The organism is Streptomyces capitiformicae, assembly GCF_002214185.1.
Taxonomy (GTDB): domain Bacteria; phylum Actinomycetota; class Actinomycetes; order Streptomycetales; family Streptomycetaceae; genus Streptomyces; species Streptomyces capitiformicae.
Genome location: NZ_CP022161.1, coordinates 2,869,263 through 2,892,895, shown reverse-complemented (window position 1 = coordinate 2,892,895; position 23,633 = coordinate 2,869,263). Strand labels below are relative to the sequence as shown.

The following is a 23,633-nucleotide window of genomic DNA, read 5'->3' as shown; positions in this document are numbered from 1 at the left end:
GACCGGCTCACCAGTGGGTGCGCCAGAAGCGCCGCCGCTCGAACGGATAGCCCGGCAGGGGCACCCGGCGGGCCGACCCGTTCTCGTACAGCGCGGCGAAGTCCACCGGCCGGCCCCCCGTCCAGGCCTGGGCGAGCCGGAACAGCGTCTCCTCGTCACGGCGTCCGTCGGACGTGTCCGGCACGAGACCGCGGTCGGTCTGCCGCAGCCCGGCCAGGTCCGTGTGCGCCGCCGGACCATCGGAGGTCACCCGGCCGCCGGACTCGGTCGCAAGTGCCTCGGCCAGCTCCTCCTTGGTGCTCACCACGGCCGCCCAGCGCCGGTCCATGATCCGGCGCCCGAGCCCGAGACTAAGACAGATGTCGTCGAGCCGTGCCTCGGGATGGGCCGCGATCCACTCCCGGAGGGCCGCGCGCCGCCGGACCAGGCCCCGCTCGTCCAGCGCGGACAGCGCGACGAGCCTCGCCACCCGGGCCTCGGGGTCCCGCTCGGGGCGGGTCGGCGGCTCCTCCAGGACGAGGTGCGCGTTGTAGCCGCCACCGCCGAGCGCGGTGACGCCCGCGCGCCGCACACCGGCCTGAGGCGTCCAGTCCGCGCCCTCCAGCTGCGGCACGAACGGCGTGTTGGGGAGGTCGAGGTCCTCGTCCACCTCCGTCAGATTGATCGTCGGGACCAGCTGCCGGTGGTACAGCGACAGCGCCGCCTTGACCGTGCCGGAGCCGCCGGCGGCCACACCGGCGTGCCCGATGTTCCCCTTGACCGAGCCCAGGGAGGTGGGGCCGGTCTGCTTGCCGAAGGCGAGGTGCGCCGCGCGGACCTCCAGCCCGTCGGTGATCGGCAGACCGAAGGTGTTGGCCTCGTACAGGGACACGGTGTCCGGTGTCACGCCGCCCACGTGCATGGCACCGGCGATGCAGGCACTGAGCCGCTCGGGCTGGGCGAAGCCGTACGACACCGCGCTGGCGCCGTTGTTGTTGATGGCGGTGCCCTTCACCGTCGCGTAGATGTGGTCGCCGTCGGCGACGGCCTGCCGCAGCGGTTTGAGCAGGAGCGTCGCGACACCGCTGGCGAGCCGCGTCCCCGTGCCCTTGGCGTCGAACGGACGGCAGTGTCCGTCCCGGGACCCGATGCGGCCCTCCTCCCACAGATAGCCGCGGCGCTGAGGGAGCCGGACCATGGTCCCGCCGGCGACGGCCATGTCCGTCTGCCCCAGCAGGAGCGACTGACACGCGAGGTGCACCGAGTAGTGGAAGCCGGTGCACACCGCCGTCACGGTGACCGCCTCGCCGGTCAGGCCGAGGTAGAACAGGGCGTTCGACGTCATGGTGTCCGTGAACCAGGAGTTGCTGCGGTCCATCACCTCGGGCCCGACGGACGCCCAGTCCGGCGGGGAGCTGTACTGCGCCGGGGTCATGGGATTGGCCCCGGCGTAGATCCCCACCTCGCCCTGGATACGGTCCGGGTCGTAGCCGGCGTCCTCCAGGACGTCCCAGACGCTCTCCAGGAAGAGCCGGTGCTCGGGCGTCATCAGCGTCGCCACCCGGTCCGAGATGCCGAAGACCGCCGGGTCGAACTCGTCGTAGCCCTCAAGCGGCGCGCACGCCCGTACGTAGGCCGGGTTGTTGAGCAGCGACTCGTCGCCTTCGATCTCCTCCGTACGGAGAAAGGTGATCGATTCCCGTCCGTGGACAAGGTTGTCCCAGAACTGCTCCTTGTCCCGGGCGCCGGGATAGCGACACGCGATACCGATGATCGCGACGTCGCCGTCGTCGTATTCCTGTTCCTGCTCGGGGCTGTCGTTCATCAGTCTCAAGGTCTCCCATGGTCACGAAGGTTCGGGCGGACGTCTCAGCCGCCGGCCGGGCGGCCTCGGCCGCGTACGACGGACCGGCGGGCCGAGGCGCGGCGCCTGGCCTCCGCTACCGCGTCGGGGGTCGCGTCGCCGCCGTCCTCGTCCAGCCACTTGGCGAGCGACTCGATGTCGCGGAACCGGAAGAGATCCGACACCCCGACCCGCCGGTCGAAGCGCCGGCTCATCCGCTTGGCCAGCCGGACCAGCAGCAGCGAATTGCCCCCGAGGTCGTAGAAGGCGTCCCGCACGCCGATCGTCCGCGGCTCACGGCCGAGGAGTTCGCCCCAGAGTTCGGCGAGCGCCGTCTCGGTCGGGGTGGTCGGTGCGTCCAGCGCCAACGGCGTGTCGGGCGTGGGCGGTTCGGGCAGGGCCGTCCGGTCGAGCTTGCCGTTCGGGGACACGGGGAACGCGGCGAGGAACACCACCGTCTCCGGAACCATGTAGTCGGGCAGCAGCTCGTTCAGCCGGTCCGTGATCCGGGACTGGAGGGCGGGATCCAGCCAGGGGCCGGAGCCGGTCGCCGCCGTGTCCGGAAGGTCGTTCGGTACGACGTAGGCCACGAGCGAGGCCGCGTCGGGCCGCTCCTCGGCCGTGTGGACCACGACCGCCGCCTCCCGGACCTCGGGGCAGCCGGACAGCCAGGCCTCGGCCTCCTCCAGTTCGATACGGTACCCGCGCACCTTCACCTGGTGGTCCGCGCGTCCCGCGAACTCCAGCTCGCCGTTCGGCAGGAAGCGGGCGAGGTCGCCCGTGCGATACATGCGCTCGCCGTCCAGGTGCGGGTCCGGGACGAAGCGTTCCGCCGTCAGCCGGGGCCGGTTGACATAGCCCCAGGCCAGGCCCGCCCCGCCCAGGTACAGCTCGCCCGGCTGCCCGTCCGGCAGCGGGCGCAGCCGCTCGTCCAGGACGTAGAGCCGGGCGGTGGACGAGGGAGCGCCGATCGACGGCTCGCCGGACTCGTCGGGCGGGACCAGCTTGAAGGTGCAGAAGACCGTTCCCTCGGTGGGGCCGTAGCCGTTGAAGACCCGGTCCGCGCGCGTCTCGCGGTACACCCGGTCGACGAGTCGGCGCCGCACCGCCTCCCCGCCGAGGACCACCGTCCGCAGCGACGGCGGCAGGCCGCCGGCGTCGAGCAGGCCCGCCATGACGGAGGGGACCGTGTTGAGGTGGGTCACCCGGTGCAGATGCGGGCTCTCGGGCAGGTGCACCGCGCTGTCCACCAGGACCACGCCACCGCCTCGGGACAGCGGTGTGAAGATCTCCATCACCGCCAGGTCGAAGCAGATGGAGCTGACGGCGGCGACACCGCTCAGATCGCACTCCGCGAAGAGCAGGTCCGTCTCCGCCAGCATCGCCGCGCAGTTGCCGTGCCCGATCGCCACCCCCTTGGGCTGTCCGGTCGAGCCGGACGTGTAGATCACATAGGCGATGTCGTCCGGAACGGTGGCCACGGGCCGCCCCCCGTCCGCCCCCGGCACGACCGTGACGCTGTCACCGTCGAGCACCAGCACCGCGGGCCCCTCCGGGCAGCGGTCCCGGGCCGCGGGCGTCGTCAGCAGCAGCCCGGTCCCGCTGTCCCGCACCATGAACCGCAGCCGCTCGTCCGGGTACTTCGGGTCGAGCGGCAGATAGCTCGCCCCCGCGCGCAGGATGCCCAGCAGACAGACGAACAGGTTCGCGGCGCGCTCGACGCACAGGCCGACGACGACGCCGGGGCCGGCGCCCTGGAGCATCAGCTGTTCGGCGAGGAGCGCGGACCGCCGGTCGAGTTCGCCGTACGTCAGCACACCCGCGTCGCAGAACACCGCTGGCGCGTCGGGGGTCTTCGCCGCGTGCTCCAGGAACCTGCCGTGCAGCGTGTTCGCCGCGGGCCTCACAGGTCCCTCTCCTTCGAGCCGTACCTGGGCGACAACTGCGCGATCGGCAGCTCCGGCCGGTCGATCGACTGGAAGAGCACGGAGTGGAAGCACTCCAGCAAGCTCGTCACGGTTCCTCTTTCCATCAGGCTCGGTTTGTACTGGACCTGGCCCACCACCTCGTCCGAGACGTCGGCCATGGTGATCTCCAGATCGAATTTCGCGATGTGCCGCCGCAGCGGAACGGGCACGAGAGGCAGCGCCCCGGACGGCTCCTCGGCCTCACCGGCACCGTGGAACAGCGTGTTGGCGTAGGTGAAGGCGTCGCCGGACAGCCAGTTGACGGCGAAGTCGAACCAGGGGGAACGCCCGTCGATGCGGGGCGGGTTCAGCTCCGACACCAACAGGTCCAGGGGGTAGTTCATGTGCTCCAGCACGCCGAGCGAGAAGGCGTGCACCTCCTGGAGCAGCCCGCGGAAGCTGCTCTCGTCGCCCGGCCGGGCCCGTACCAGCGCCGTGTTGAGGTAGTAGCCCACGGCGGACTCCCGGCCCGCCTCGCCCCGCTGGGCGATCGCCGTGGCGACGACGGCGTCCTCGGCGCCCGCGAACCGGTTCAGCGTCGCGAAGAAGCCGGCCAGCACGAGGGTGCTGAGGGAGACGCCCTCCCGCACCGCGAACTCCCGCAGCCGGCGCGCCTCGTCCACGGTCCAGCGGAACGTCAGGTCCGCACCGGCGTAGCTGACGCCCGCGGCGCGCTCCTTCGCCGGTGCCTGTGCCCCGGCCCGCGGCGGCAGGTCGAGGTGGGCGGGCGGCGCGGCCAGGCTGTCGGCCCACCAGCGCAGCGCCTCCTCGGCCTGCGGACCGCGCAGCCACGCCTCCTCCCAGGCCACGAAGTCCGTGTAGGGGGCCACCGGCTCCTGGGGCGGTAGATCGCCGTGCAGGGCCCGGCCGTAGAACTCACGCAGATCGCGTACGACGACGTCCACGGAGGCGGCGTCGGCCGCGACGTGATGGATGACCAGAAGCAGGTAGTCGTCCCCCGCCTCACGAGACACCAGCACCACGCGGAACACGGGGCCCTGGTCGAGATCGAGCGGCACATGACCGTGCTCCATGAGCAGGTCGCGCAGCTCCTCGTCGTCGAGGCCCGAGCCGTCCTCCGTCAGGAACTCGTACACCGGGTCCGCCCAGATGAGCTGGTGGGGCCGTCCGCCCGCCTCGACGAAGCTGGTGCGCAGCGCCGGATGACGCTCGACCACCGCGGCCACGGCTTGTTCGAGGGCCCGCTCGTCCACGGTGCCGCGCACCCGCGCGGCGCACATGAGGTTGTACGCCACACCGTCGGGCGACAGCTGCTGCATGAACCAGATCGAGGCCTGCCCGTGCCCGGTGGGCGCCACCTCGAAGGACGCCTCGCTCTCCAGCGCGGCCCGCAGACTCTCCCGCGCGGGCGTCCGACTGTCCGGGGCGGGCGGATCCAGCAGTTTCCTCGCGACGAGTTCGGTCAGCAGCTCTTCCGCGTCCTCGTCCGACAGGTACGCGACAGCGGTCGGCCGATCGTCCGCCGGGGTCTCCACCGCGCCGTCGCGCGGGACGGTCTCCTCCGGCCGGCCGACGAGTTCGAGGATGCGTTCGAGCATGTCCTTGACCGTGCTGCCGTTGAGGAACTCCACCGGCGACACCCGGTGTCCGAAGAGCGTCTGCATCCTGTTGCTCAGGCGGATGGCCAGCATGGAGTCCAGCCCGAAGTCCTGCAGCCGGGTGGCGGGTTCAAACATCCGGACAGGAATCCCGAGCATGTCGGCGATCTCGCCGAGGACGACGTCCCGCGTCGCCTGCGGCGCGGCCGTGTCCGCCGAGGCCGTGCCGGTCGTGGTCGGCTGCGGCGTCTCGGCGGGGACGCCGCCCGACTCGCGCGCCGTCGACGTCCCCAGCCAGTAGCGCTCCTTCTGCCAGCTGACGAGCGGTGTCTCCACCACCCGCGCGCCGTCCGGGAACAGCGTGGTCCATGACAGGGGCACACCGTGCGTGAACAGGGAGGCCACGGAGCCCAGCAGACTGCGGGTGTCGCTCTCGCCCCGACGCAGGGAGTCGACCACATGGACGGACGTGCCCTGAGCCAGGGCCGTCTCCTCGACGGCTCCGCGCAGGGTGCCGTGCGGGCCGATCTCCACGAAGGTGTCGACACCGTCCTCGACGAGTGCCGCGACAACGGGCGAGAACCGCACGGGATTGCGGAGGTTGTGCGCCCAGTAGTCGGCGTCGACCCGCGGGTCCACAGCGCCGTCGAGCGCGGTGGAGTGGAACGGCACTTCGAACGGCAGCGGCGTGATGTCCCTGATGGCCTCCCGCAGCGGTGCGAGGATCGGGTCCATGAGCACACTGTGACCCGCCCTCTCGACCCGGAGCGCGCGGGTCGAGGTGCCCGCCCGCCGCAGCTCCTCCTCCAGCGCGCGGATCGCGTCCGGCGCGCCGGAGACGGCCACGCTGGTGGGGCTGTTGTATGCCGCGATCGATGCCTCGCCCTCGTACCGGGCGAGGAGGGGGAGGAGGTCTTCCGACCACTCCACGACGATCATGGCGCCCCGGCCGGCCTCGTGCTGGATGAGGTGCGACCGGGCCGCGGCGATCCGGGCACCGTCCTGAAGCGACAGCGCGCCGCCCACGCACGCCGCGGCCACCTCGCCGACACTGTGCCCGACGAGCGCCACGGGTGCGACGCCGAGATCGGTCCACAACCGGGCCAGGGAGACCTGGAGGGCGAACAGCACCGGCTGCTGGATGTCCCCGTCGTACAGCCGTGACGTCTGAGGGGGCGCCAGCATCTCGTCCAGCACCGACCAGCCCGTCACCGTGCGCACGGCGGCGTCGCACTCCTCCATCCGCTCCCGGAAACCGGTGTGCCACTGGAGCAGTTCGCGGCCCATACCCGGCCATTGGGTGCCGCTTCCGGAGAAGACGAACGCCACCCGCCGCTCGCGGTGCCCCTCGACCACGCCCCGCGTGACGGCGAGGTCCGGCTCTTTGGCGCTCACCCGCGCGAGTCCGTCCAGGAGATCCTGCCGGTCGCGGGCCAGGATCGCCACGCGGTGCCTGTGGTGGGTGCGCCGCTCCGCGAGCGTGTGGGCGAGGTCGGGCAGCCAGAGCCCGCCATCTCGTTCGACGTGCTGGGACAACGCCCGGCAACTGTCCAGCAGGGCCTGCTCCGAGTGGGCGGTCACGGGGACGAGCTGCATCCGCTCGGTGGGCACGGACGCCTGGCCGGCGTGGGTGAGCGCCGCCCGCCGGCCCGGCTCCAGATGGCGTCCCCGAGTCCCGGAGACGGAGGGGCCGACGGTGACGGGGAGCCCGGCGGCGTGCAGTTCGCCCAGCGTGCGGAACATGCTCCGGCCGTCGTCCACGCCGCGCTGGAGCGAGGGGAGGCAGCGGACCTCCCGCTCGTCCAGCGTCTCGCGCACCGGCTTCAACAGCACCGGGTGCGGGCTGAGTTCCACGACGGCGTCGACACCCTGCTCAGCCAGCGTGAACACGGCACGCATGAGCTTGGTCCCGCTCCGGACGTTCCGCGTCCAGTATTCCGGGCCGAGGAGGTCGTCCGGCCCGATCAGCTCGCCGGTGACGGTGGAGATCAGGGGAACACGAGGCCGGACCGGTCTGATCCCTTCGAGCGCGGCGCGCAACGGCTCCAGTACGGGCTCCACCTGAGGCGAGTGCGACGCGTAGCCCATGCGTACGCGATGGCAGGTCACGCCCTCGGCCGTCAGCAGCTCGGTCAGCGCCTGCAGCTCCGCGCTCCCGCCGGAGACCAGCAGGGACGTGGGGCCGTTGTGCCCGGCCACCGTGAGGTCGCCGCCCACGGCGGCGAGATGCGGCGCCACCCGCTCCTCGTCGGCCGCCACCACCATCGTGTCGCCGCGGCCCACGGCGAGCCGCTGCACGAGCCGCGCGTGGTGCACCGCCAGCAGCGTCGCGTCCTCGAAGTCGAGCGCCCCCGCGACATGGGCGGCGGCGAACTCGCCGATGCTCTGGCCGAGCACGACGTCGGGCTCCACGCCCAGTGAGCGCCAGGCGTCCGCGAGGCCGATCTGCACGGAGAACAGCAGCGGTTGGACGATCTCCATGTCGTCGAGCCGCGCGTGTGCGGCGTCCGCGAGCAGTTCGTCGACCACGGAGAAGCCGGCCAGCTCCCGAATACGCGCGTCCGAGCGCAGCAGGGACCGGCGGAACGCGGGCATGCCCGCGAGCAGCCGCCGCCCCATCCCCACCCACTGGCTGCCGGTCCCGGAACACAGGAACGCCACCCGCGGCCGACCCTCACCGCCCTCGCCCGTGGCCAGGCCCGGGTGGGGGCGGCCGGCCGTGAACGCGTCGAGCTGGGCCCGCAATTCGGCCCGGTCGTCGGCTGTCGCCGCGAGCCGGAACCGGCCGCTGCCGCGCGTACCGGACTCCTCCCGGCACAGGGCCGGCAGGTCGGCCGGGGTGTCGTCGTCCAGCTCGGCGCGGAGCGCGGTGACCCGGTCGGCGAGTGCCTGCGCGGAGTCCTCGCCCAGCAGCAGGAGGGAGTTCTCCGTCTGGGGGAACTCCTCGGCGACGACATGGCAGTTGGTGCCGCCGAAGCCGAACGCGCTGACTCCGGCGCGCCGCACGTCCGAGCGCCGGGGCCACAGGGTGGTCCGGTCCTGCACGCGCAGACCGGCCTCGGCGAACGGGATCCGTGGATTGGGGCTCGTGTAGTGCAGGCTGGCCGGGAGAACTCCGTTGCGCAGGGCGAGGGCCACCTTGACCAGGCCCGCGATGCCCGCGGCGGGTTCGAGGTGCCCGATGTTCGTCTTCACCGAACCGATCCGCAGGGCGTCCTCGGGCGCACGGCCACGGCCCAGTACGGTCCCCAGCGCCTTCGCCTCGATCGGATCGCCCAGCGGGGTGCCCGTGCCGTGGCACTCGACGTAGTCCACCAGGTCCGGTGCGACCCCGGCCCTGCGGTAGGCGGTACGCAGCAGGGCTTCCTGGGCGCGGGGGTTGGGAGCCGTGAGCCCGTTGCTCAGACCGTCGTTGTTGACGGCGCTGCCGCGGATGAGGCAGTACACGGGCAGCCCGCGCTCCAGGGCGACGCGCAGCGGCGCGAGAACGACCACCGCCGCCCCCTCGGAGCGCACGGCGCCGTCGGCACGGGCGTCGAAGGCCTTGATCCGGCCGTCCGAGGACAGGGCTCCGATCTGGTCCATGGCCAGGAAGTGGTCGGTGAAGAAACTCAGATTGACCCCACCGGCGAGGACCAGCTCGCTCTCGCCACTGCGGATCGCCTGGCAGGCCAGGTGGACCGCGACGAGCGAGGCCGAACAGGCGGTGTCCACGGCCATGCTGGGACCTTGCAGCCCGAGGGTGTACGAGACCCGGTTGGCGATGATGCTGTCGTGCGTGCCCGTCGCCGTATGGGGTCCGATGTCCTGCCGGAAGCCGGACTGATGCGCCATCGCCGCGTAGTCGCTCCAACTGGAGCCCATGAAGACACCGGTGTCGCTGCCGACGAGGCTGCCCGGCGGAACACCGGCGTCCTCCAGCGCCTCCCACGCCAGCTCCAGCACCAGACGCTGCTGGGGGTCCATGGCGACCGCCTCACGGGGTGAGATCCCGAAGAACAGCGGATCGAACATGTCGATGTCGTCGAGGTAACCGCCCCAGCGGAACGAGGCCGCCACGTCGTCGGGCCCCAGCGCGCGCCGCGCGGATCGCACCCTGTCCACGGCGTCCCCGCCGTCCACGAGCAGCCGCCAGTAGGACGCCGGATCCGGCGCTCCCGGCAGCCTGCACCCGATCCCCACGAGGGCGACCGGCTCCTGGGGGCCGTACGTCCTCGCCGGGCGTGTCGCCCCGTCCGCCGCGGCACCGGTGTCGTCCGGGCCCTTTGCGAGTGCGCGGCACAGTTCCTCCGGCGTCGGGTGGTCCCACACCAGGGTGACCGGAACCGTACGGCCGAGGAATTCCGACAGCGCGGTGACAAGTGCCGTGGCCTTCACCGAGTCCAGGCCGAGGCGATGCAGGGGCGCCCGTGGATCCACCTCGTCGCGGGGAACGCCGAGCGACTCGGCGAGCCGGGAAAGAAGAAAGTCTCTGATCCCATGGATATCGAGCGGACTGGAATCAGTCGGCATATCTCTTCCTCCGTCGTTCGGATGGCCCGCTCACATCATCAGCGAGAGCAAGTGGGCCTTCAAACGCGCTTTTTCGATGCCATGGAACACCTGACGTGATGCCCGGCCGAACGCATTCGGGACAACCGCATATCCGTGTACGCGTTCCGAGTCATCTGATCAATGGATCCACGGCATCGGGAAATCGCGATTGAAGCGGGTGAAGGGAGCCGACATGCTTACCGCGAGGACTTCCGCCACAGAGATCTCGCTGTTGGGACGCCCAGTGTGCTGTGAGGTAGTGCCCGCACCGTCATGCCCTCTCCATACGAGCTTGTTGTCCTAACCGTCCGTCAGGAGCGCGACATCATGACCTCTGGCCTGGTTCCCGGTAAGTCGGCCGTGGAGACGCCGTCGTCTGCACGTACGCGGAAGAAATCCACCGGCTACCTTGTGTGGTTGGGGTTCGCCGGCTTCGTTTCCTGCGCGGTGGCGGTGTTCTCCGTGAGCGCCTATGTGACCTTGGACATCGACCAGAGCAGAACGCCAGTCCGCGGCATGCTGGACTACGGGCTGCTGGTGATGCACGTCGCCACCGCCGTTGTCGCGCTCGCTGTCGGTGTGCTGCAGTTCGTGCCGTCGTTGCAGACCCCTCGCCGACCAGTGCACCGGTGGGTCGGCCGCCTCTATTTCGCGTGCGTCATACCCGGCTCGATCTTTGCACTGCCCGTTGCAGTCATGTCGCTGCAGGGGCTGGCCGCCAGCGCGCCCCTGTCCGTTCTTTGCGTGCTGTGGTTCATTACTGGCGTCCAGGGGCTACGTACCGCACTTCGCCGGGACTTCCGTATGCACCGCATCTGGATGATCCGCTCATTTGCCCTGACCGCGGCGGCAATCACCGGACGCCTTTACATCGTAATAATGCTGGCAATCATCCCGGACAGTTACGGAGCGACCGACCAGGACATCTCTGCCGCGGCGAACTGGTTTTCGTTCGTGGGGAACCTGCTGATCGCGGAGTGGTGGATTCAGCGCGGCAACGCACTGGGACGCCCAAGGAACGAAGGACAGCGGCGACCGGTTCAGGGAAGCGCGAAGTAGGAGGGCTCGTCGGCAATGACTACCTCAACCACAACATCCTTCCAGCCCTCTGCCGCAAGGCCGGCGTCCCGCAGACCGACTCCCGCGGTGCGCTGACCAGTCACCGGGTCCTGTTGGACGCCCTTGGTGTCAGGGATGAGATGGTCGGCGTCGGTCGGTTCGATGCACGTTTCCCCAAAAAACTCAGTCCGGCGTGGACCGGCTCCGGTGACCTGTGTGTCCACCACGGACCTCCACCGTCAGGACGACTCTTCGACAGTCCGCTGGACGATCCTCCTGTCCCCTTCCGTACGTTCTGGGTCAAGGGGAGGGCGAGGGAGTCAAATGCTCGCCCGCAGGATCTGTGGAAAAAACAAAACGAGAGCCAACTGGGAGGATTCGCCCCCCATGCGATGGAACGACATCTGGATCGCGGGAACCGGCGCTTGTCTGCCGGACCGGGTGACCGTGGAGAGGGCGATACGTGATGGTCACTACGCCCAAGAGGACGCCGACCGTACCCAATATGCCGGGATCGCCGTCGCCGACGAGGGCCAGAGCGCCCCTGACCTCGCTGTCGCAGCGGCACGTACGGCACTGAGGAGGTCCGGGTCCCGGCCCGAGGACATCGGGGCGCTGCTGCACGCCGTCGTTCTGCACTCCGGCCTCGATATCTGGAACGCGGCGGCCTATATCCAGCAGAAGGTGCTGACCCCCCAGTGTCTGCCGACCGAATTGCGCGGCGGCTGCAATGGACTTGTGGCTCTGGAGTGGGCCTGCTCCCATCTCAATTCGCATCGTGACCAGTCCGCTGTCATGGTGACCACGGCGGACCGTTTCCAGCCCGCGGCCGTGATCGATCGCTGGCGGGCCGATAGCGCGGTCGTCTTCGCGGACGGCGGGACGTCTTTGGTCCTCTCCCGGGACAAGGGCTTCGCGCGGATCCTCTCCCTGACCACGAACGCCCTTCCCCAACTGGAGCTGATGCACCGAGGGGACACACCCATGGCACCTGCCGCACTGAGTGACGCGTACCCCGTCGACCTGGCCGGACGCATCCGTTCGTTCTTCGGGGGCGGGCCGATGTCGGTGGACGAGTTCTGGCACCGGCAGGAAACTCTGGTGCGCACGACCGTCGAGCAGGCGACGGCGGAAGCGGACGTCGACATGCGCAAGGTCGACCACTTGGTGCTGCCGTTCATCGGAATCGACGTGATCCAGCGGCTGTTCATCGACGCGTTCGGACTGGATGCCGCGCGCACGGTATGGGACTTCGCCCGGCAGACCGGTCACCTTGGTGCCGGGGATCCTTTCGCGGGGCTCAACCACCTCGTCGAATCAGGGCGGCTGGCCCCCGGAAACCGGGTGCTGCTGGTGAGTCAGGGAGTGGGCATCATCATGACCGCGATGGTTCTCGAGGTGACGGAGGATCCGGCCGACCGGCTCTGAGCCGCCCGGGAGTCGGCCTGGTTTCCCCGACAAACCGATCATGCTAACTTGCGACGGTTGAACCATGGACCGAGGGGACGCGTTATGACATCGCGCGAGAGCGCAGGCCATTTAGGCACGGATCTGTTCGCGACCGGAAGTTCTTCTTTCATCGAGTTCCTCCAGACCCATCGGCCCGAGCTGCTCGGCACGGAAGGGCTCCTGCCGGACGGCGTCCGGGCCGCACCCGACCAGGTCCCGCACGGCACCACGGTGCTCGCCCTCACCTACCGCGACGGTGTGATGATCGCCGGCGACCGTAGGGCCACCATGGGCAACCTCATCTCCCAGCGCGATCTGGAGAAGGTGCACCCGGCAGACGACTACACGGCCCTCGCCTTCGCCGGCACGGTGGGCCTCGCGCTGGACCTCGTGAAGCTCTACCAGGTCGAGCTGACGCACTTCGAGAAGATCGAGGGCATTCCGATGACCCTCAGCGCGAAGGCGACCCGGCTGGCCCACCTGGTTCGGCAGAACCTCGGCCAGGCCATGCAGGGCCTCGCCGTGGTGCCGCTGCTCGTCGGATACGACCCGTCGGCCCCCGAGGGCGAGCGCGGCCGGGTGTTCGGCTTCGACGTCACCGGCGGCCCGTACGAGAAGACGGACTTCCATGCCGAGGGCTCCGGATCGCCGTACGCCCGGGGCTCGTTGAAGAAGCTGTACCGCCGAGGCATGTCCCGGCGTGAGGCGGCCCTGGCCGCTCTTCAGGCCCTGTACGACGCGGCCGACGACGACTCGGCCACCGGTGGCCCGGACCTCAGCCGCCGGATCTTCCCCATCATCTCGGTGATCACCGACGACGGCTTCGAGCACCTCTTCGAAGAGGAGACGGAAGGTCTGGCGCGCGAGATGGTCGAACAGCGCCACAATCAGCCGAACGGGCCGGTCGCCGCGTTCTGAGCCCACGCACATGGGCCGCTGGGCAGTACGTGCCCAGCGGCCCATGTGTGCTCGCGGGTCTCACGGCAGTGTCTGCGGCAGGGTCACCCCTCGCGCAGGGTGATCACCCCACCGGGGCAGAGCGTGGCGGCGTCGCGGACCCCGTCGTGGAGCTCCCGCGGTGGGGCCTCCGCCAGCAGTTCCACGAGGGCGTCCTCGTCGCTCTGGTCGAACACCTGCGGTGCGTACAGCTGGCACTGGCCGGCCCCCAGGCACTGTTCCTTGTCGATCTCGATCCTCATGGGTGCTGCTCTCCTCCGTGCTCTTCTGCGCCACCAGGTGACGGGGATGTCGTGGACACCGAGGAACAGGTGATTCTCACGGAAGTCACGGCGTCGGGACTTCGTCGGCGCTGGGCAGGGGACAGCCCGGGCCGGTCACGCTCGGAGCTCAGCCGGTTGGCGCCGTGGGCGGTCCGTGCGTCCTCGTGGCGGGTCACCAGCCAGGCCGTGCGGCCGCCCGGCACCGAGATCCGGCGAACCGGTTCCTCCTCCCGCCACCTGGCGAGAGCAGGGGGCGGAGCCAACGGAGAGGTGCCCTCGTCGCCGGGGTTCGGCAAGGTGTCGAGGGTGGCGTCGGCTGTGGCGAAAGGGCAGGTGCTCCGGTCGCCGGGATGCAGCGGGTTATCGCGGGCGACAACGGTCATACGAATCTCCGTGGGCGATGCAGGGCGCGGCCGTCACCAGGCGACGGGAAGCTTGTGCACGCTGAAGAACAGGGCCTTGTCCCGGAAGTCGATCTCCTCGAAGGGGACGGCGAGCCGCAGCCCGGGGAACCGCTCGAACAGGGCCGGCAGAGCGATCTGCAACTGGGCCCGCGCCAGCGACTGCCCCAGGCACTTGTGAATGCCGTGTCCCCAGGCCAGGCTGGAGCGCCCGACCCGGTCACGGTCGAAGTCGAGCCGGTCGGCCCGGTCGTGGACCCGAGGGTCGCGGTTGGCCGCGTTGAGGGCCATGATCACGCCCTCGCCCGCCCGGATCGTCACCCCGCCGATCTCCAGGTCGGCGGTGGCGATCCGGCGTACTCCGGTGTGCAGGCCGGGCAGATAGCGGAGCAGCTCCTCGACGGCGCCGGGGACGGTGTCGGGTTCGGCGAGCAGACGGCGCAGTCGGTCGGGCTCGCGCAGCAGGGCGATGGTGCCCAGGCTGATGCTGGTGGCGGTGGTGTCGTGGCCGGAGATGAGCAGCAGCGCGATGACGCCGATGGCCTCCACCTTCGTGAGTTCGCCGGTGGCCACCCGCTCGACGGCGAGTTCGCTGACGAGGTCGTCCTGCGGGGCGAGTCCCTTGGCGTCGAGCAGTTCGCCGATGTAGGCGAGCATGCGCTCGTAGGCGGCGGTCACCTCGGCACCGGGGAGTCCGAGGTTCAGGATGGCCTGGGTGTTCTCCTGGAAGACGGCCCGGTCATCGTAGGGAACACCCAGGAGTCCGCACATCGTCAGCGTGGGCAGCCGCAGCGCGAAGTCGCGGTACAGGTCGGCGGGTTGCGGCTGCCGCTCCATCGCGTCCAGCAGCTCGTCGACGGTCTCGCGGATGAGCGACTTCAGCTTCTCCACGTTCTTCGGCATGAACGCCTTGGTCAGCATGCGCCGGATGCGGGTGTGCTCGGGCGGGTCGTACTGGGCGAACGTCCCCGGCGGCATCGGGGGTTCGTCCGCCCGGAGGTGGGGGAAGCCGGGCCGGTTGCGGTCGGCGCTGAGCCGGTGGTCGCCGAGGGCGGTCCGTACGTCCTCGTGGCGGGTCACCAGCCAGGCGGAGCCGCCGCTCTCCACGGAGATCCGGCGGACCGGTTCCTCCTCCCGCCACTTGGCGAGAGCAGAGGGCAGATCGAAGGGGCAGGTGCCCTCGTCGCCGGGGTTCGGCAGAGGTTCCAGGGCGATGTCGGTCATACGGGTCTCCGTGGGTGTTTCGGGCAAGGTGAGCGGGCTGGACGGGGGTGCCCGGGGGCTGGGGCGAAGGCGGGTCAACGGGATGCGAGGGCGACGGGGTGTCGCCGGGGACGGGAGTCGGCGGCGGTTCTCCGGGGTCCGGAGCCGGCGGGGTTCTCCGCCAGGCCGGAGCGGGCCGGTGTCAGATGTGGGCGGTGCCACGCACGCAGGTGATGCTCTCGCCGCCGATCCACACGTCCTGGCCGTGGGCTTCCGCGGTGACCACTCCATGCCGCCCGAGCCGGGCGCCCTGGCCCGCCCGGTACGACCGCGGAGCGGTACCGTCGCCGACCAGCCACTGGGCGACCCCGGCGTGCAGACTGCCGGTCACCGGATCCTCACGCACCCCGGCCGGCAGGCCGAACGCCCGCATCTCGAACCGCAGGGGCCCACCCTCCGGATAGGCACCGACGACACCGAGCATCAGGTCCCGCATGGACCGGTCGTCCGGCTCCAGCGCCAGCACCTCCGCCGCCGAGGCGAGGCGTACGGCGGCCCAGCCCGGACCGTTGTCCACCCACTGGTGGTCGACGATCCGCGCCCGGTCGATCCGCAGCCCCCGGGCGATCCGGTCGAGGTGCGCGGAGTCCAGCGGACCGGCGCGGGTGAGCTCGGGGGCACGGAAGGCGAGCCGGGTGCCGGACCGCCGTACTTCCACCACCCCGGCCCCGCACTCCTGCCGGACCGTCCCGGGTGTCCTCGGGACCCCGCCCGCTTCGAGCCACGCGTGGGCGGAACCCAGGGTGGGATGGCCCGCGAACGGGATCTCCCCGCCCGGGGTGAAGATGCGCAGCCCGTAGTCGGCCTCGTCGGACGAGGGCGGAACGAAGAACGTGGTCTCGGAGAGATTGGTCCAGGCGGCGAATCGCGCCATGTCCAGGTCGCTGATCCCGCCGCCGTCGAGCACGACCGCCACGGGATTGCCGAGCCAGGGGGTCCCGGAGAACACGTCGACCTGTGCGAAGGAACGCGCGCGCCGGTCCGACATGTCGGCCACGCCCTCCTCGACGAGGTCGGGCTGTGTCACTCCCCCTCCACCAGGATGAGGTCCATGTGGGTGCCCTCCCGGAGCGGGACGATGGCGCGGTACTCGGGCGAGGTGTACCAGCGGCGGGCGAGATTCGCCGTCGGGAACACCATCACCGACAGATGCGTGGGGATCCAGTCACCCTCCAGCGCCTCGAACTCGCCCCCGCGGATCATGAATCCGCCGCCGTACAGCTCCAGCGTGTGGAGCACTTTCGCGCGGTATTCCGCCATCCGCTGTTCGTCGCCGATCGCCCCGACGTTGCCGATCAGTAGTGCCGTCATTCGAAAGGTCAGCTTCCCCGTGTAGTAGTGGTCAGCAAGTGAAATCGGTCTCGGTGCCGATACCGAGGCGTCGCGCGGCGCGGGCCACGGCGAATCCGGACGCGACGTCCTGCGCGGCCATCCCCAGCGACTTGTAGAGCGTGCGTTCTGCCGGGTCCGTACGGCCGGGATGCTTGCCGAGCAGCACCTCGCCGATCTCGGGCAGGTCCCGGTCGGCCGGGACCAGCCCCTCCTCGACCGGCGCGGCCAGCTCGGAGGACTCCCGCAGGGCACCCGCCCTGCTGTCCACGAAGACCGAACAGGAGGCCACCGCGGCCGAGTCGAGTTCGCGCTTGCCGGGCACGGACGAACCGACGGCGTTGATGTGCACCCCTTCGGCGAGGTCCGCCGCCCGCACGACCGGCTCGGCCGTGTCCACCGTCGTACACACCAGATCGGCGCCGCGCAGCGCGTCGGCGGGCGTGTCCACCAGCTCGATGTCCACCCCGACCCGGGGCCGCGCCCACGTCAGGAACTCCTCGGCCCGCGAGGAGCCGCGGTTCCAGAGCCGCACCCGGCTGAGCGGCCTGACCTCGTTCATCGCGATGAGGTGGCTGCGCGCCTGGGCGCCCGCCCCGATCAGGGCCAGGACGCCGGCATCGGGCCGGGCCAGCGCGTCGGTCGCCACGGCCGACGCGGCGGCCGTGCGGAGCGCGGTCACCGCCGCCCCGTCCATCATGGCCAGCGGCTGCCCGGTCTCCGGATCGAACACCAGCACCGCGCCCACATGCGTCGGCAGTCCGCGGGCGGCGTTGCCGGGGGCGTGCAGGACCGCCTTGAAGCCGTAGCCGGAGTCCGTCTCACCGGCCACATGGCACGGCATGGCGGCGAAGAGAGAGGCGTCACGGCCCGACGCCAGCACGGTACGCACCGGCTGGACGACATCGCCCGCGCTGTAGCGGCGCATCACCTCGGCCACCACGCGGTACGCCTCCGACGCCGGGAAGACCTTGCGCACCTGGTCGCCGTTCAACAGCAGCATGGATCTCCTCCTTTCTGACGCGGACTCAGGCCGCGGGGTTGGAGAGGGCGTCCGGGACGGCCTTGGTGAACACCGACCAGACCATGCGGATGGGCCTGGTCCGCGAGACGAACTCCAGGCCGTACCGCTCCGCCGCGGGCACGGTGGTGAGCGCGAGGTCGGCGGTCCCGTCCACGGCCGCGATGGCGGCGGCGCTGGTCGAGTCGGAGTGCAGCACCTTGTACGTGACGTGCCTCGGCGACAGGAGCTCCGCGATGATCGGTTCCGGCGAGGGGTGACTCGCGATGGTGGGGGCGTCCGTGACCGGCACCGCACCCTGGGGTGCGGCGATGCCGTACAGCGGGGTGTCCATCACGAACACGTTGGTCAGTGCCAGCGAGGGGTCCATGTAGATGCGGTAGACCGATCGGTAGGCGTTGGCCACCACCACATGGGTCACCGCGTCGTCGCGCAGTGCGTCGACCGCTCCTTCATAGGTGTCGAACAGGTGGACGGCGGCGGGTGGTCCGGCCTCCTCGGCGACCTGGCGTGCGAACAGGGTCGCGGCCTGCTCGCTGCTGGTGCCGTGCGGGCCGAGGGTGCCCACGGCGGCTATTTCTTCCGGGGCCGGATGTGGGACCGTGCTGAAGCTGAGGAGCGTCATCCTTGTCTCCCTGAGGTCGGCGTCGGGTGGGGGGCGACGGGCGTGAGCCACTCGGGATGCGCTCCGTCGGCGGCGGTGGCCGCGGTGTAGAGCGCCACCGCCCGGGTCGTGACCGGGCCGACGGTCGCTTCTCCCACGTCCCTGCCGGACAGACCGACCACTGCGGCCACGCCCTTGGCGGTGGAGGAGAGGAAGATCTCGTCGGCGGTGAACAGCTCTGCCGGGCTGAGCACACGCTCCTCGACCTCCATACCGGCCTCCCGGCACAGCGTGATCAGGGAGTCCCTGGTGATGCCGGCCAGCAGGTCGCCGGTGGCGGGCGGGGTGACGACCCGGTCGCCGAACACGGCGAAGACGTTCGCGGTGGTCGCCTCGGCGACGTTGCCCGCGCGGTCCAGCAGGATGGCGTCGTCGTAACCGGCGGCCCGGGCCTCGTCACCGGCGAGCGCGGTGGTCGCGTAGCCGGCGGTGATCTTGGCCTGGGTGGGCAGGGTGTCGCGGGGCGGCCGGCGCCAGTTGCTGATCAGGCAGCGCATGGCCCGTACCGTCTTCGGGGTGGGGTAGCCGAACGTGGTGATGGACAGCCCGTCGGACACCCCCGCCAGCTGGACACCGGGGGGTGTGTCCGGCAGCAGGGAGAGCTTGTGCGCCAGCGGCCGCACATAGACGTCGCCGTCGTGGCCGTTGCGTCGCAGCAACTCGACCGTGAGACGGACGAGTTCGTCGACGTCATGTGGTATGTCGACGATGCGCAGGATCCGGCAGGCGCGCAGCAGGCGTTCGTAGTGTTCGCGCACCCGGAACAGAAGGAGCCCGGCGTCGGACCGGTAGGCGCGGATGCCCTCGAACGCGCCGGTGCCGTAGTGCAGGCCCTGCGTGGAGAGCGGCAGCCTCGGCGCGGTCGCCGGGACGAACTCGCCCCGGTCGTAGGCCCACTCGCCCAGTCCGAGCGCCGAGCGGGTGAGGTCGTCCTGATGTGCCATCAGACCCTCGTCGCGGCGATGCGCTCGGCCGAGGAGTCCTCGCCGGAGGGCGCCTTGCGCAGGTCCACGACCCGGGCCGCCTTCCAGCTCACCATGGCGCCGGTGCTGGTGATGGGACCGGGGTCGCCGAACTCGACGGTCAGCGGGGTGTCCAGGGCGACCAGGCACTCCCCGGCGGCCTGCTCGATGCCGTCCCGGTGGCTGTCGGGGTCGGCCTTCAGGGTCAGGGTGAGCAGATCCTTGCCGAGCTCGTCGCGGCTGACGGTGATCCGGTAGTCGTGGTAGCCGCGGAACCTGCGCAGCAGCAGGTCCTCCAGGTCGTAGCCGTTGACGAGGGTGCCGTTGAGGAGGAGCTGGTCGCGTACGCGGCCCACCACCTCCAGCGCCGGAGCCCGCACCGCGGCACCGGGCGCGGGGTCCGTCATCCTGACGAGGTCGCCGGTGCGGTACCTGATGAGCGGCTTGGCGCCCATGTAGAGGTTCGTCACGACGAGTTCGCCGTACCGCACCCCGTCGGCGTCCGGTTCGACCGGTGCGAGGGTCTCGGGTTCGATCACCTCGTAGTGGTTGATCAGCGGGACCGTGCGCAGCGAGCCGTCCGAGGTGGCCGCGGCCAGCACCGAGGCCTCCTGCGAGGCGTAGAGGGCGTTGCGGGCCTCGGCGCCCCAGAGCACGCCGATGTTGTCCAGCAGGCTGGGCGACATCAGTTCACCGGTGAGCATCAGGACGTCGAGCGAGAAGTCCCGCCGGGGGTCCAGGCCCGCCTCCACGGCTTTCTGGGCGAGCCGCATCGCCATGCCGGGCGTACAGAACAGCCCCGTTATCGGCAGCAGCCGCATGACTTCAAGGGCACGGTCGAACCCGATCACGGGGGAATGCGGCCACATCTTGGCCACCGAGTGGCCGAGGTTGCGGCAGACGTCCCCGAAGGTGTCGCCCGTGGCGTGCAGTTCGGTAGGACCGGAGACTCCGATGACCTGCCGGTCGCCGTGTACGGCGAGGACGTCACGGTAATACGCGGTGAGCGCGGAATTGTTGTGGATGGTGTCCGCGTTGGTGCGCGGGCACGGCGTCGCGGCGCCCGTCGTGCCGGTGGTCTCGTAGAAGATCCAGGCTTTGGCGATGGGCTGGGAAAGGATGTCGAACTGGGCCTGCCTCAGGTCCTCTTTCGTCGTGTAGGGCAGGCTCCGCAGGTCGTCGACGCGCAGCCCGGCCATGTGCTCGTCGGTGAGGCCCGACAATTTCTTTCGGTAGAAAGGGGAATTGGCGCGTGCGTACGCGAGAACCTCGCGCAGCTTCTGGTTCTGATGCGACGCCAGGAATTCGGCGTCCCAGCGTCCCGCTGTGAACGAGTCGAACTGGTCGCGCAGTTCGGCCGTGAGTGCTGCGGAATCGGGATCGTATTGCGTGAACACGGGAGCTTCCCATCGGATTGGCCGCCTCTGGCGCGAAGCGAGACGTGGAAGTTCTTCAGGAATGATCGTGCCGATGTCGTCGATACGTTTCAATCACGCTTTTTCGATGTGCTGGATCGAGCGATGTGGGGCGAGCCCGGTCCCGTCAGGGCAGCGCCACTACCTGGGCGGCGTAGGTCAGCCCGGCACCGAAGCCGACGAGCAGGGCCGGATCTCCGGAGGTGAGCCCGCCCTGGGACAGCAGGGCGTCCAGAGCCAGCGGGATCGAGGCGGCCGAGGTGTTCCCCGCCCGCACGACGTCCTTGGCCACCGCGGTGTGCGGCGCGAGCCCCAGGGACCTCGCGACGGAGTCGATGATCCGGACGTTGGCCTGGTGAGGGACGAACGCGGCGAGGTCTGTGATGTCCAGGCCCGTCGCCCTCACGGCCTTCCGCGATATCTCCGGCACCACACGGGTCGCCCAGCGGAAGACCTCGGGCCCGGCCATCCGCAGGGTCGGCCACGGCCCGGACCTGTCGCGTGTTTCCAGCCATGAGCCGTTGTGGGCGATCATGCCGTGCCGCTCCCCGTCGGAGCCCCAGACGACCGGACCGATACCCGGCGTCGCCGAGGGACCGACCACGACGGCACCCGCGCCGTCACCGAAGAGGAACGCACTGCCGCGGTCCTCCGGGTCGACGATGTCGCTCATCTTCTCCGAGCCGACGACCACGACGGTGCCGACCTCGCCCGAGCGGACGAGGGAGTTCGCCAGCGCCAGACCGTAGGAGAAGCCCGAGCAGGCGGCGCTGACGTCCACGGCCCCGGCGCCCGTCCCCAGCAGATGGGCGACCCGGGGGGCGGCGGCCGGCGACTGTTCCAGGAAGGACATCGACGCCAGTAGCACCATGCCGACGTCCCACGGGTCGGTGCCGGCCTGGGCGAGCGCCTTGCGGGCCGCCTCCGCCGCCATCGAGACGACGGTCTCGTCCGGTCCGGCGAAGTGCCGGGTGACGATGCCGGAGCGCCTGCGGATCCACTCGTCGGTCGAATCGATACGGGCACAGATCTCGTCGTTGCCCACCACCCGCGACGGCCGGTACGCGCCGACCCCGAGGATCCGCGCACCGGCATGGGCCGGGGGCACACTGAACCGCGCCATCACGCCTCCCGCCCGGCCGAGGCGACGGCGGCCAGTTCGCCGCGCCGGTACAGCGTCCGGCACGCGTGTCGCTGCACCTTGCCGCTGGAGGTCTTCGGCAGGGAGCCGCGGCGCACCACGAGCACGTCGTCCGGGGTGATCCCCTGTTCCTCCCTTACGGCGTCGTACACGCGCTTGCTCAGGGCCCGCGCGCCGACCGACTTCAGCACGCGCCCGTCCGTCTCGACGACCACCACCAGCGACTCCCGGTCGCCGTCGTCGTCGGCGAAGGCCGCCGCGCAGTTGGGTTGCAGGCCCGGCGCGGATCGTTCGGCCGACAGTTCGATGTCCTGCGGGTAGTGGTTACGGCCCTTCCTGATGATGACGTCCTTGAGCCGGCCCGTGACATACAGCTCACCGCCGTGCAGAAACCCCAGGTCCCCGCTGCGCAGATGGGCGAGGCCGGAACCGCCGTGCTCCTCGGCGACGCGGGCCCGGAAGGTGTCCTCGCTCGACTCGGGTCTGCCCCGGTAGCCGCCCGCCACACAGGGGCCGGTGATCCAGATCTCCCCTACGCGCCCCTCCGGACAGGCCTGCCGAGTGACGGGGTCCACGATCCGCACCCGGGTGCCGGCCACCGTGTGCCCGCTGCCGACCACCGGGACGGTGCCGTGGGCGGACGCTCCGCGGGGCTCCGCCCGGCCCTCTCGCAGAGCGTCGGAATCCAGCCACAGGACGGAGGGTTCCCGGTCCTGGGGGCTGCCGGTGACCTTGAGCGTGTTCTCCGCGAGACCATAGCCGGGGCACATGGCACGGGGGTCGAACCCGTACGGCGCGAACGCGGTGGTGAAGGACCGGATCGTGCTCCAGCGCACCGGTTCGGCGCCGTTGACGGCCACGCGCCAGGACGACAGATCGCCTACGCCGGTGGTCCTGCCCTCCTCCGCGGCACGCACGCACAACTCGTAGGCGAAGCTCGGCGCGGCCGAGTGGGTTCCGCGGAACCGGGATATCGCCTCCAGCCAGCGCGCCGGCCTGCGGATGAAGGACGCAGGGGCCATCAGATACGAGGGGATGCCCGCCCACAGCGGCAGTACGACGCCGAACAGCATCCCCATGTCGTGGAAGAGCGGCAGCCAGTTCACGACCGTGCCTCGGGGCTCGCACGGCCAGAGCGCGTCGGTCTCGACGACGTTGGCGAGGAAATTGGCGTGGCTGACCATGACGCCCTTGGGGGTGCCGGTGGAGCCGGAGGTGTACTGGAGCAGGGCGATGTCCTGCGGGGCGGCGGAAGCGGCGGTCACCGTGTGCTCCCCGGCGGGCAACGCGCGCGGATCGTCGGTGGCAACGAGGCGGAGGCCGTCGAGCTCGGGCAGATCACCGAAGCGCTCGGCCAGTTCGAGGATGACGTCCGTGGTCGTCAGGACGGTCGAGGTGCCCGCGTCATCGGCGATGCGACGGAGCCGGGACACCTCGCTGCGCCGGCGGGGGACCTGGACCGGGGCACCGGCCACACGTCCGTACATACAGCCGAGGAGAGTCCGTACGAACTCCAGACCCGACGGGTACAGCAGGACGACGCTGCGTCCGGCGAGCCCGGCGGCGGTGAGCGCTCCAGCGCGCAGGCAGGCCGCCTCATGGAGTTCCCGGTAGGTCATCGCCTCCTGGGGTTCCTCGCCATCGCGTAAGAAGACATAAGCAGTTCTGGTGGGCTGCTGCTCACTGCGGAACCTCAAGGCGTCGGGAAGAGTACGGACGTCCACGTGCGGATCCAGCCCGGTAGTGGTCACGTTTTAGAACTCCTTGCAGGCATCGGAGCGCCGTCTTCAAACGGAGGTCCCTGCGCGGCGAAGCGTCATGGGCCTTT

Annotated in this window: 17 protein-coding genes; 3 read left to right on the top strand and 14 right to left on the bottom strand. The window is 70.5% G+C overall.

Going from position 1 to position 23,633, the window contains the following annotated elements; all coding sequences use genetic code 11:
• Window positions 1–7: 7 nt before the first annotated feature.
• The 3 genes from CES90_RS12875 to CES90_RS12865 are packed head-to-tail and all read right to left on the bottom strand — an operon-like array spanning window position 8 to window position 9,860.
• The gene (locus CES90_RS12875; RefSeq protein WP_189784280.1) at window positions 8–1,804 is read right to left on the bottom strand and encodes a beta-ketoacyl synthase N-terminal-like domain-containing protein; all 1,797 of its coding nucleotides are present in this window, start codon (window positions 1,802–1,804) and stop codon (window positions 8–10) included.
• 44 nt (window positions 1,805–1,848) lie between these two features.
• Window positions 1,849–3,729, bottom strand: coding sequence for a non-ribosomal peptide synthetase (locus CES90_RS12870; RefSeq protein ID WP_189784279.1), 1,881 nt, complete (start codon window positions 3,727–3,729; stop codon window positions 1,849–1,851).
• Window positions 3,726–9,860: a type I polyketide synthase gene (locus CES90_RS12865; RefSeq protein WP_189784278.1), complete on the bottom strand. Its 6,135-nt coding sequence runs from the start codon at window positions 9,858–9,860 to the stop codon at window positions 3,726–3,728. The genes CES90_RS12870 and CES90_RS12865 overlap by 4 nt, the downstream gene beginning before the upstream one ends.
• A gap of 348 nt (window positions 9,861–10,208) precedes the next feature.
• Here CES90_RS12865 and CES90_RS12860 point away from each other — a divergent pair, with 348 nt between their 5' ends.
• Window positions 10,209–10,940 carry a DUF2306 domain-containing protein gene (locus CES90_RS12860; protein WP_189784277.1) on the top strand — a complete coding sequence of 244 codons (732 nt, stop codon included), beginning with the start codon at window positions 10,209–10,211 and terminating at the stop codon, window positions 10,938–10,940.
• On the opposite strand, the gene CES90_RS12855 is transcribed toward CES90_RS12860, so the two are convergent.
• Window positions 10,922–11,167 (bottom strand): hypothetical protein, encoded by a 246-nt coding sequence (locus CES90_RS12855; RefSeq protein ID WP_189784276.1) that lies wholly within the window; start codon window positions 11,165–11,167, stop codon window positions 10,922–10,924. The genes CES90_RS12860 and CES90_RS12855 overlap by 19 nt on opposite strands.
• A 160-nt stretch (window positions 11,168–11,327) precedes the next feature.
• On the opposite strand from CES90_RS12855, the gene CES90_RS12850 reads away from it, so the two are divergent.
• Both CES90_RS12850 and prcB read left to right on the top strand, forming a co-directional pair.
• Complete coding sequence (locus tag CES90_RS12850) at window positions 11,328–12,368, top strand: ketoacyl-ACP synthase III family protein (protein ID WP_189784275.1); 1,041 nt, start codon at window positions 11,328–11,330, stop codon at window positions 12,366–12,368.
• Window positions 12,369–12,452: 84 nt separating this feature from the next.
• Complete coding sequence (gene prcB / locus CES90_RS12845; RefSeq protein WP_189784274.1) at window positions 12,453–13,307, top strand: proteasome subunit beta; 855 nt, start codon at window positions 12,453–12,455, stop codon at window positions 13,305–13,307.
• Between the two features lie 83 nt (window positions 13,308–13,390).
• On the opposite strand, the gene CES90_RS12840 is transcribed toward prcB, so the two are convergent.
• The 10 genes from CES90_RS12840 to CES90_RS12795 all read right to left on the bottom strand — a co-directional run bounded on the left by CES90_RS12840 (window position 13,391) and on the right by CES90_RS12795 (window position 23,556).
• A complete protein-coding gene (locus tag CES90_RS12840) occupies window positions 13,391–13,588 on the bottom strand; it encodes a ferredoxin (RefSeq protein ID WP_189784273.1) in 198 nt (65 codons plus the stop codon).
• Window positions 13,589–14,025: 437 nt separating this feature from the next.
• Window positions 14,026–15,234 (bottom strand): cytochrome P450, encoded by a 1,209-nt coding sequence (locus tag CES90_RS12835; RefSeq protein ID WP_189784272.1) that lies wholly within the window; start codon window positions 15,232–15,234, stop codon window positions 14,026–14,028.
• A 181-nt stretch (window positions 15,235–15,415) separates the two neighbouring features.
• Window positions 15,416–16,300 (bottom strand): PhzF family phenazine biosynthesis protein, encoded by an 885-nt coding sequence (locus CES90_RS12830; protein ID WP_229913958.1) that lies wholly within the window; start codon window positions 16,298–16,300, stop codon window positions 15,416–15,418.
• On the bottom strand, window positions 16,297–16,584 hold the full coding sequence (locus CES90_RS12825) for a DUF1330 domain-containing protein (protein ID WP_189784271.1): 288 nt from the start codon (window positions 16,582–16,584) through the stop codon (window positions 16,297–16,299). The genes CES90_RS12830 and CES90_RS12825 overlap by 4 nt, the downstream gene beginning before the upstream one ends.
• Window positions 16,585–16,615: 31 nt before the next feature.
• Window positions 16,616–17,605 carry an ornithine cyclodeaminase family protein gene (locus CES90_RS12820; RefSeq protein WP_189784270.1) on the bottom strand — a complete coding sequence of 330 codons (990 nt, stop codon included), beginning with the start codon at window positions 17,603–17,605 and terminating at the stop codon, window positions 16,616–16,618.
• 25 nt (window positions 17,606–17,630) lie between these two features.
• Entirely contained in the window at window positions 17,631–18,248 is a 618-nt protein-coding gene (locus CES90_RS12815) for a prephenate dehydratase domain-containing protein (protein ID WP_208921420.1), read from the bottom strand.
• Window positions 18,245–19,231, bottom strand: a complete 987-nt coding sequence (locus CES90_RS12810; RefSeq protein ID WP_189784269.1) for an aminotransferase class IV — start codon at window positions 19,229–19,231, stop codon at window positions 18,245–18,247. The genes CES90_RS12815 and CES90_RS12810 overlap by 4 nt, the downstream gene beginning before the upstream one ends.
• Window positions 19,231–20,646: a phenylacetate--CoA ligase family protein gene (locus CES90_RS12805; RefSeq protein ID WP_189784268.1), complete on the bottom strand. Its 1,416-nt coding sequence runs from the start codon at window positions 20,644–20,646 to the stop codon at window positions 19,231–19,233. The genes CES90_RS12810 and CES90_RS12805 overlap by 1 nt, the downstream gene beginning before the upstream one ends.
• Before the next feature lie 145 nt (window positions 20,647–20,791).
• A complete protein-coding gene (locus tag CES90_RS12800; RefSeq protein WP_189784267.1) occupies window positions 20,792–21,787 on the bottom strand; it encodes a beta-ketoacyl-ACP synthase 3 in 996 nt (331 codons plus the stop codon).
• On the bottom strand, window positions 21,787–23,556 hold the full coding sequence (locus CES90_RS12795; RefSeq protein ID WP_189784266.1) for a fatty acyl-AMP ligase: 1,770 nt from the start codon (window positions 23,554–23,556) through the stop codon (window positions 21,787–21,789). The genes CES90_RS12800 and CES90_RS12795 overlap by 1 nt, the downstream gene beginning before the upstream one ends.
• Between the last annotated feature and the right edge of the window lie 77 nt (window positions 23,557–23,633).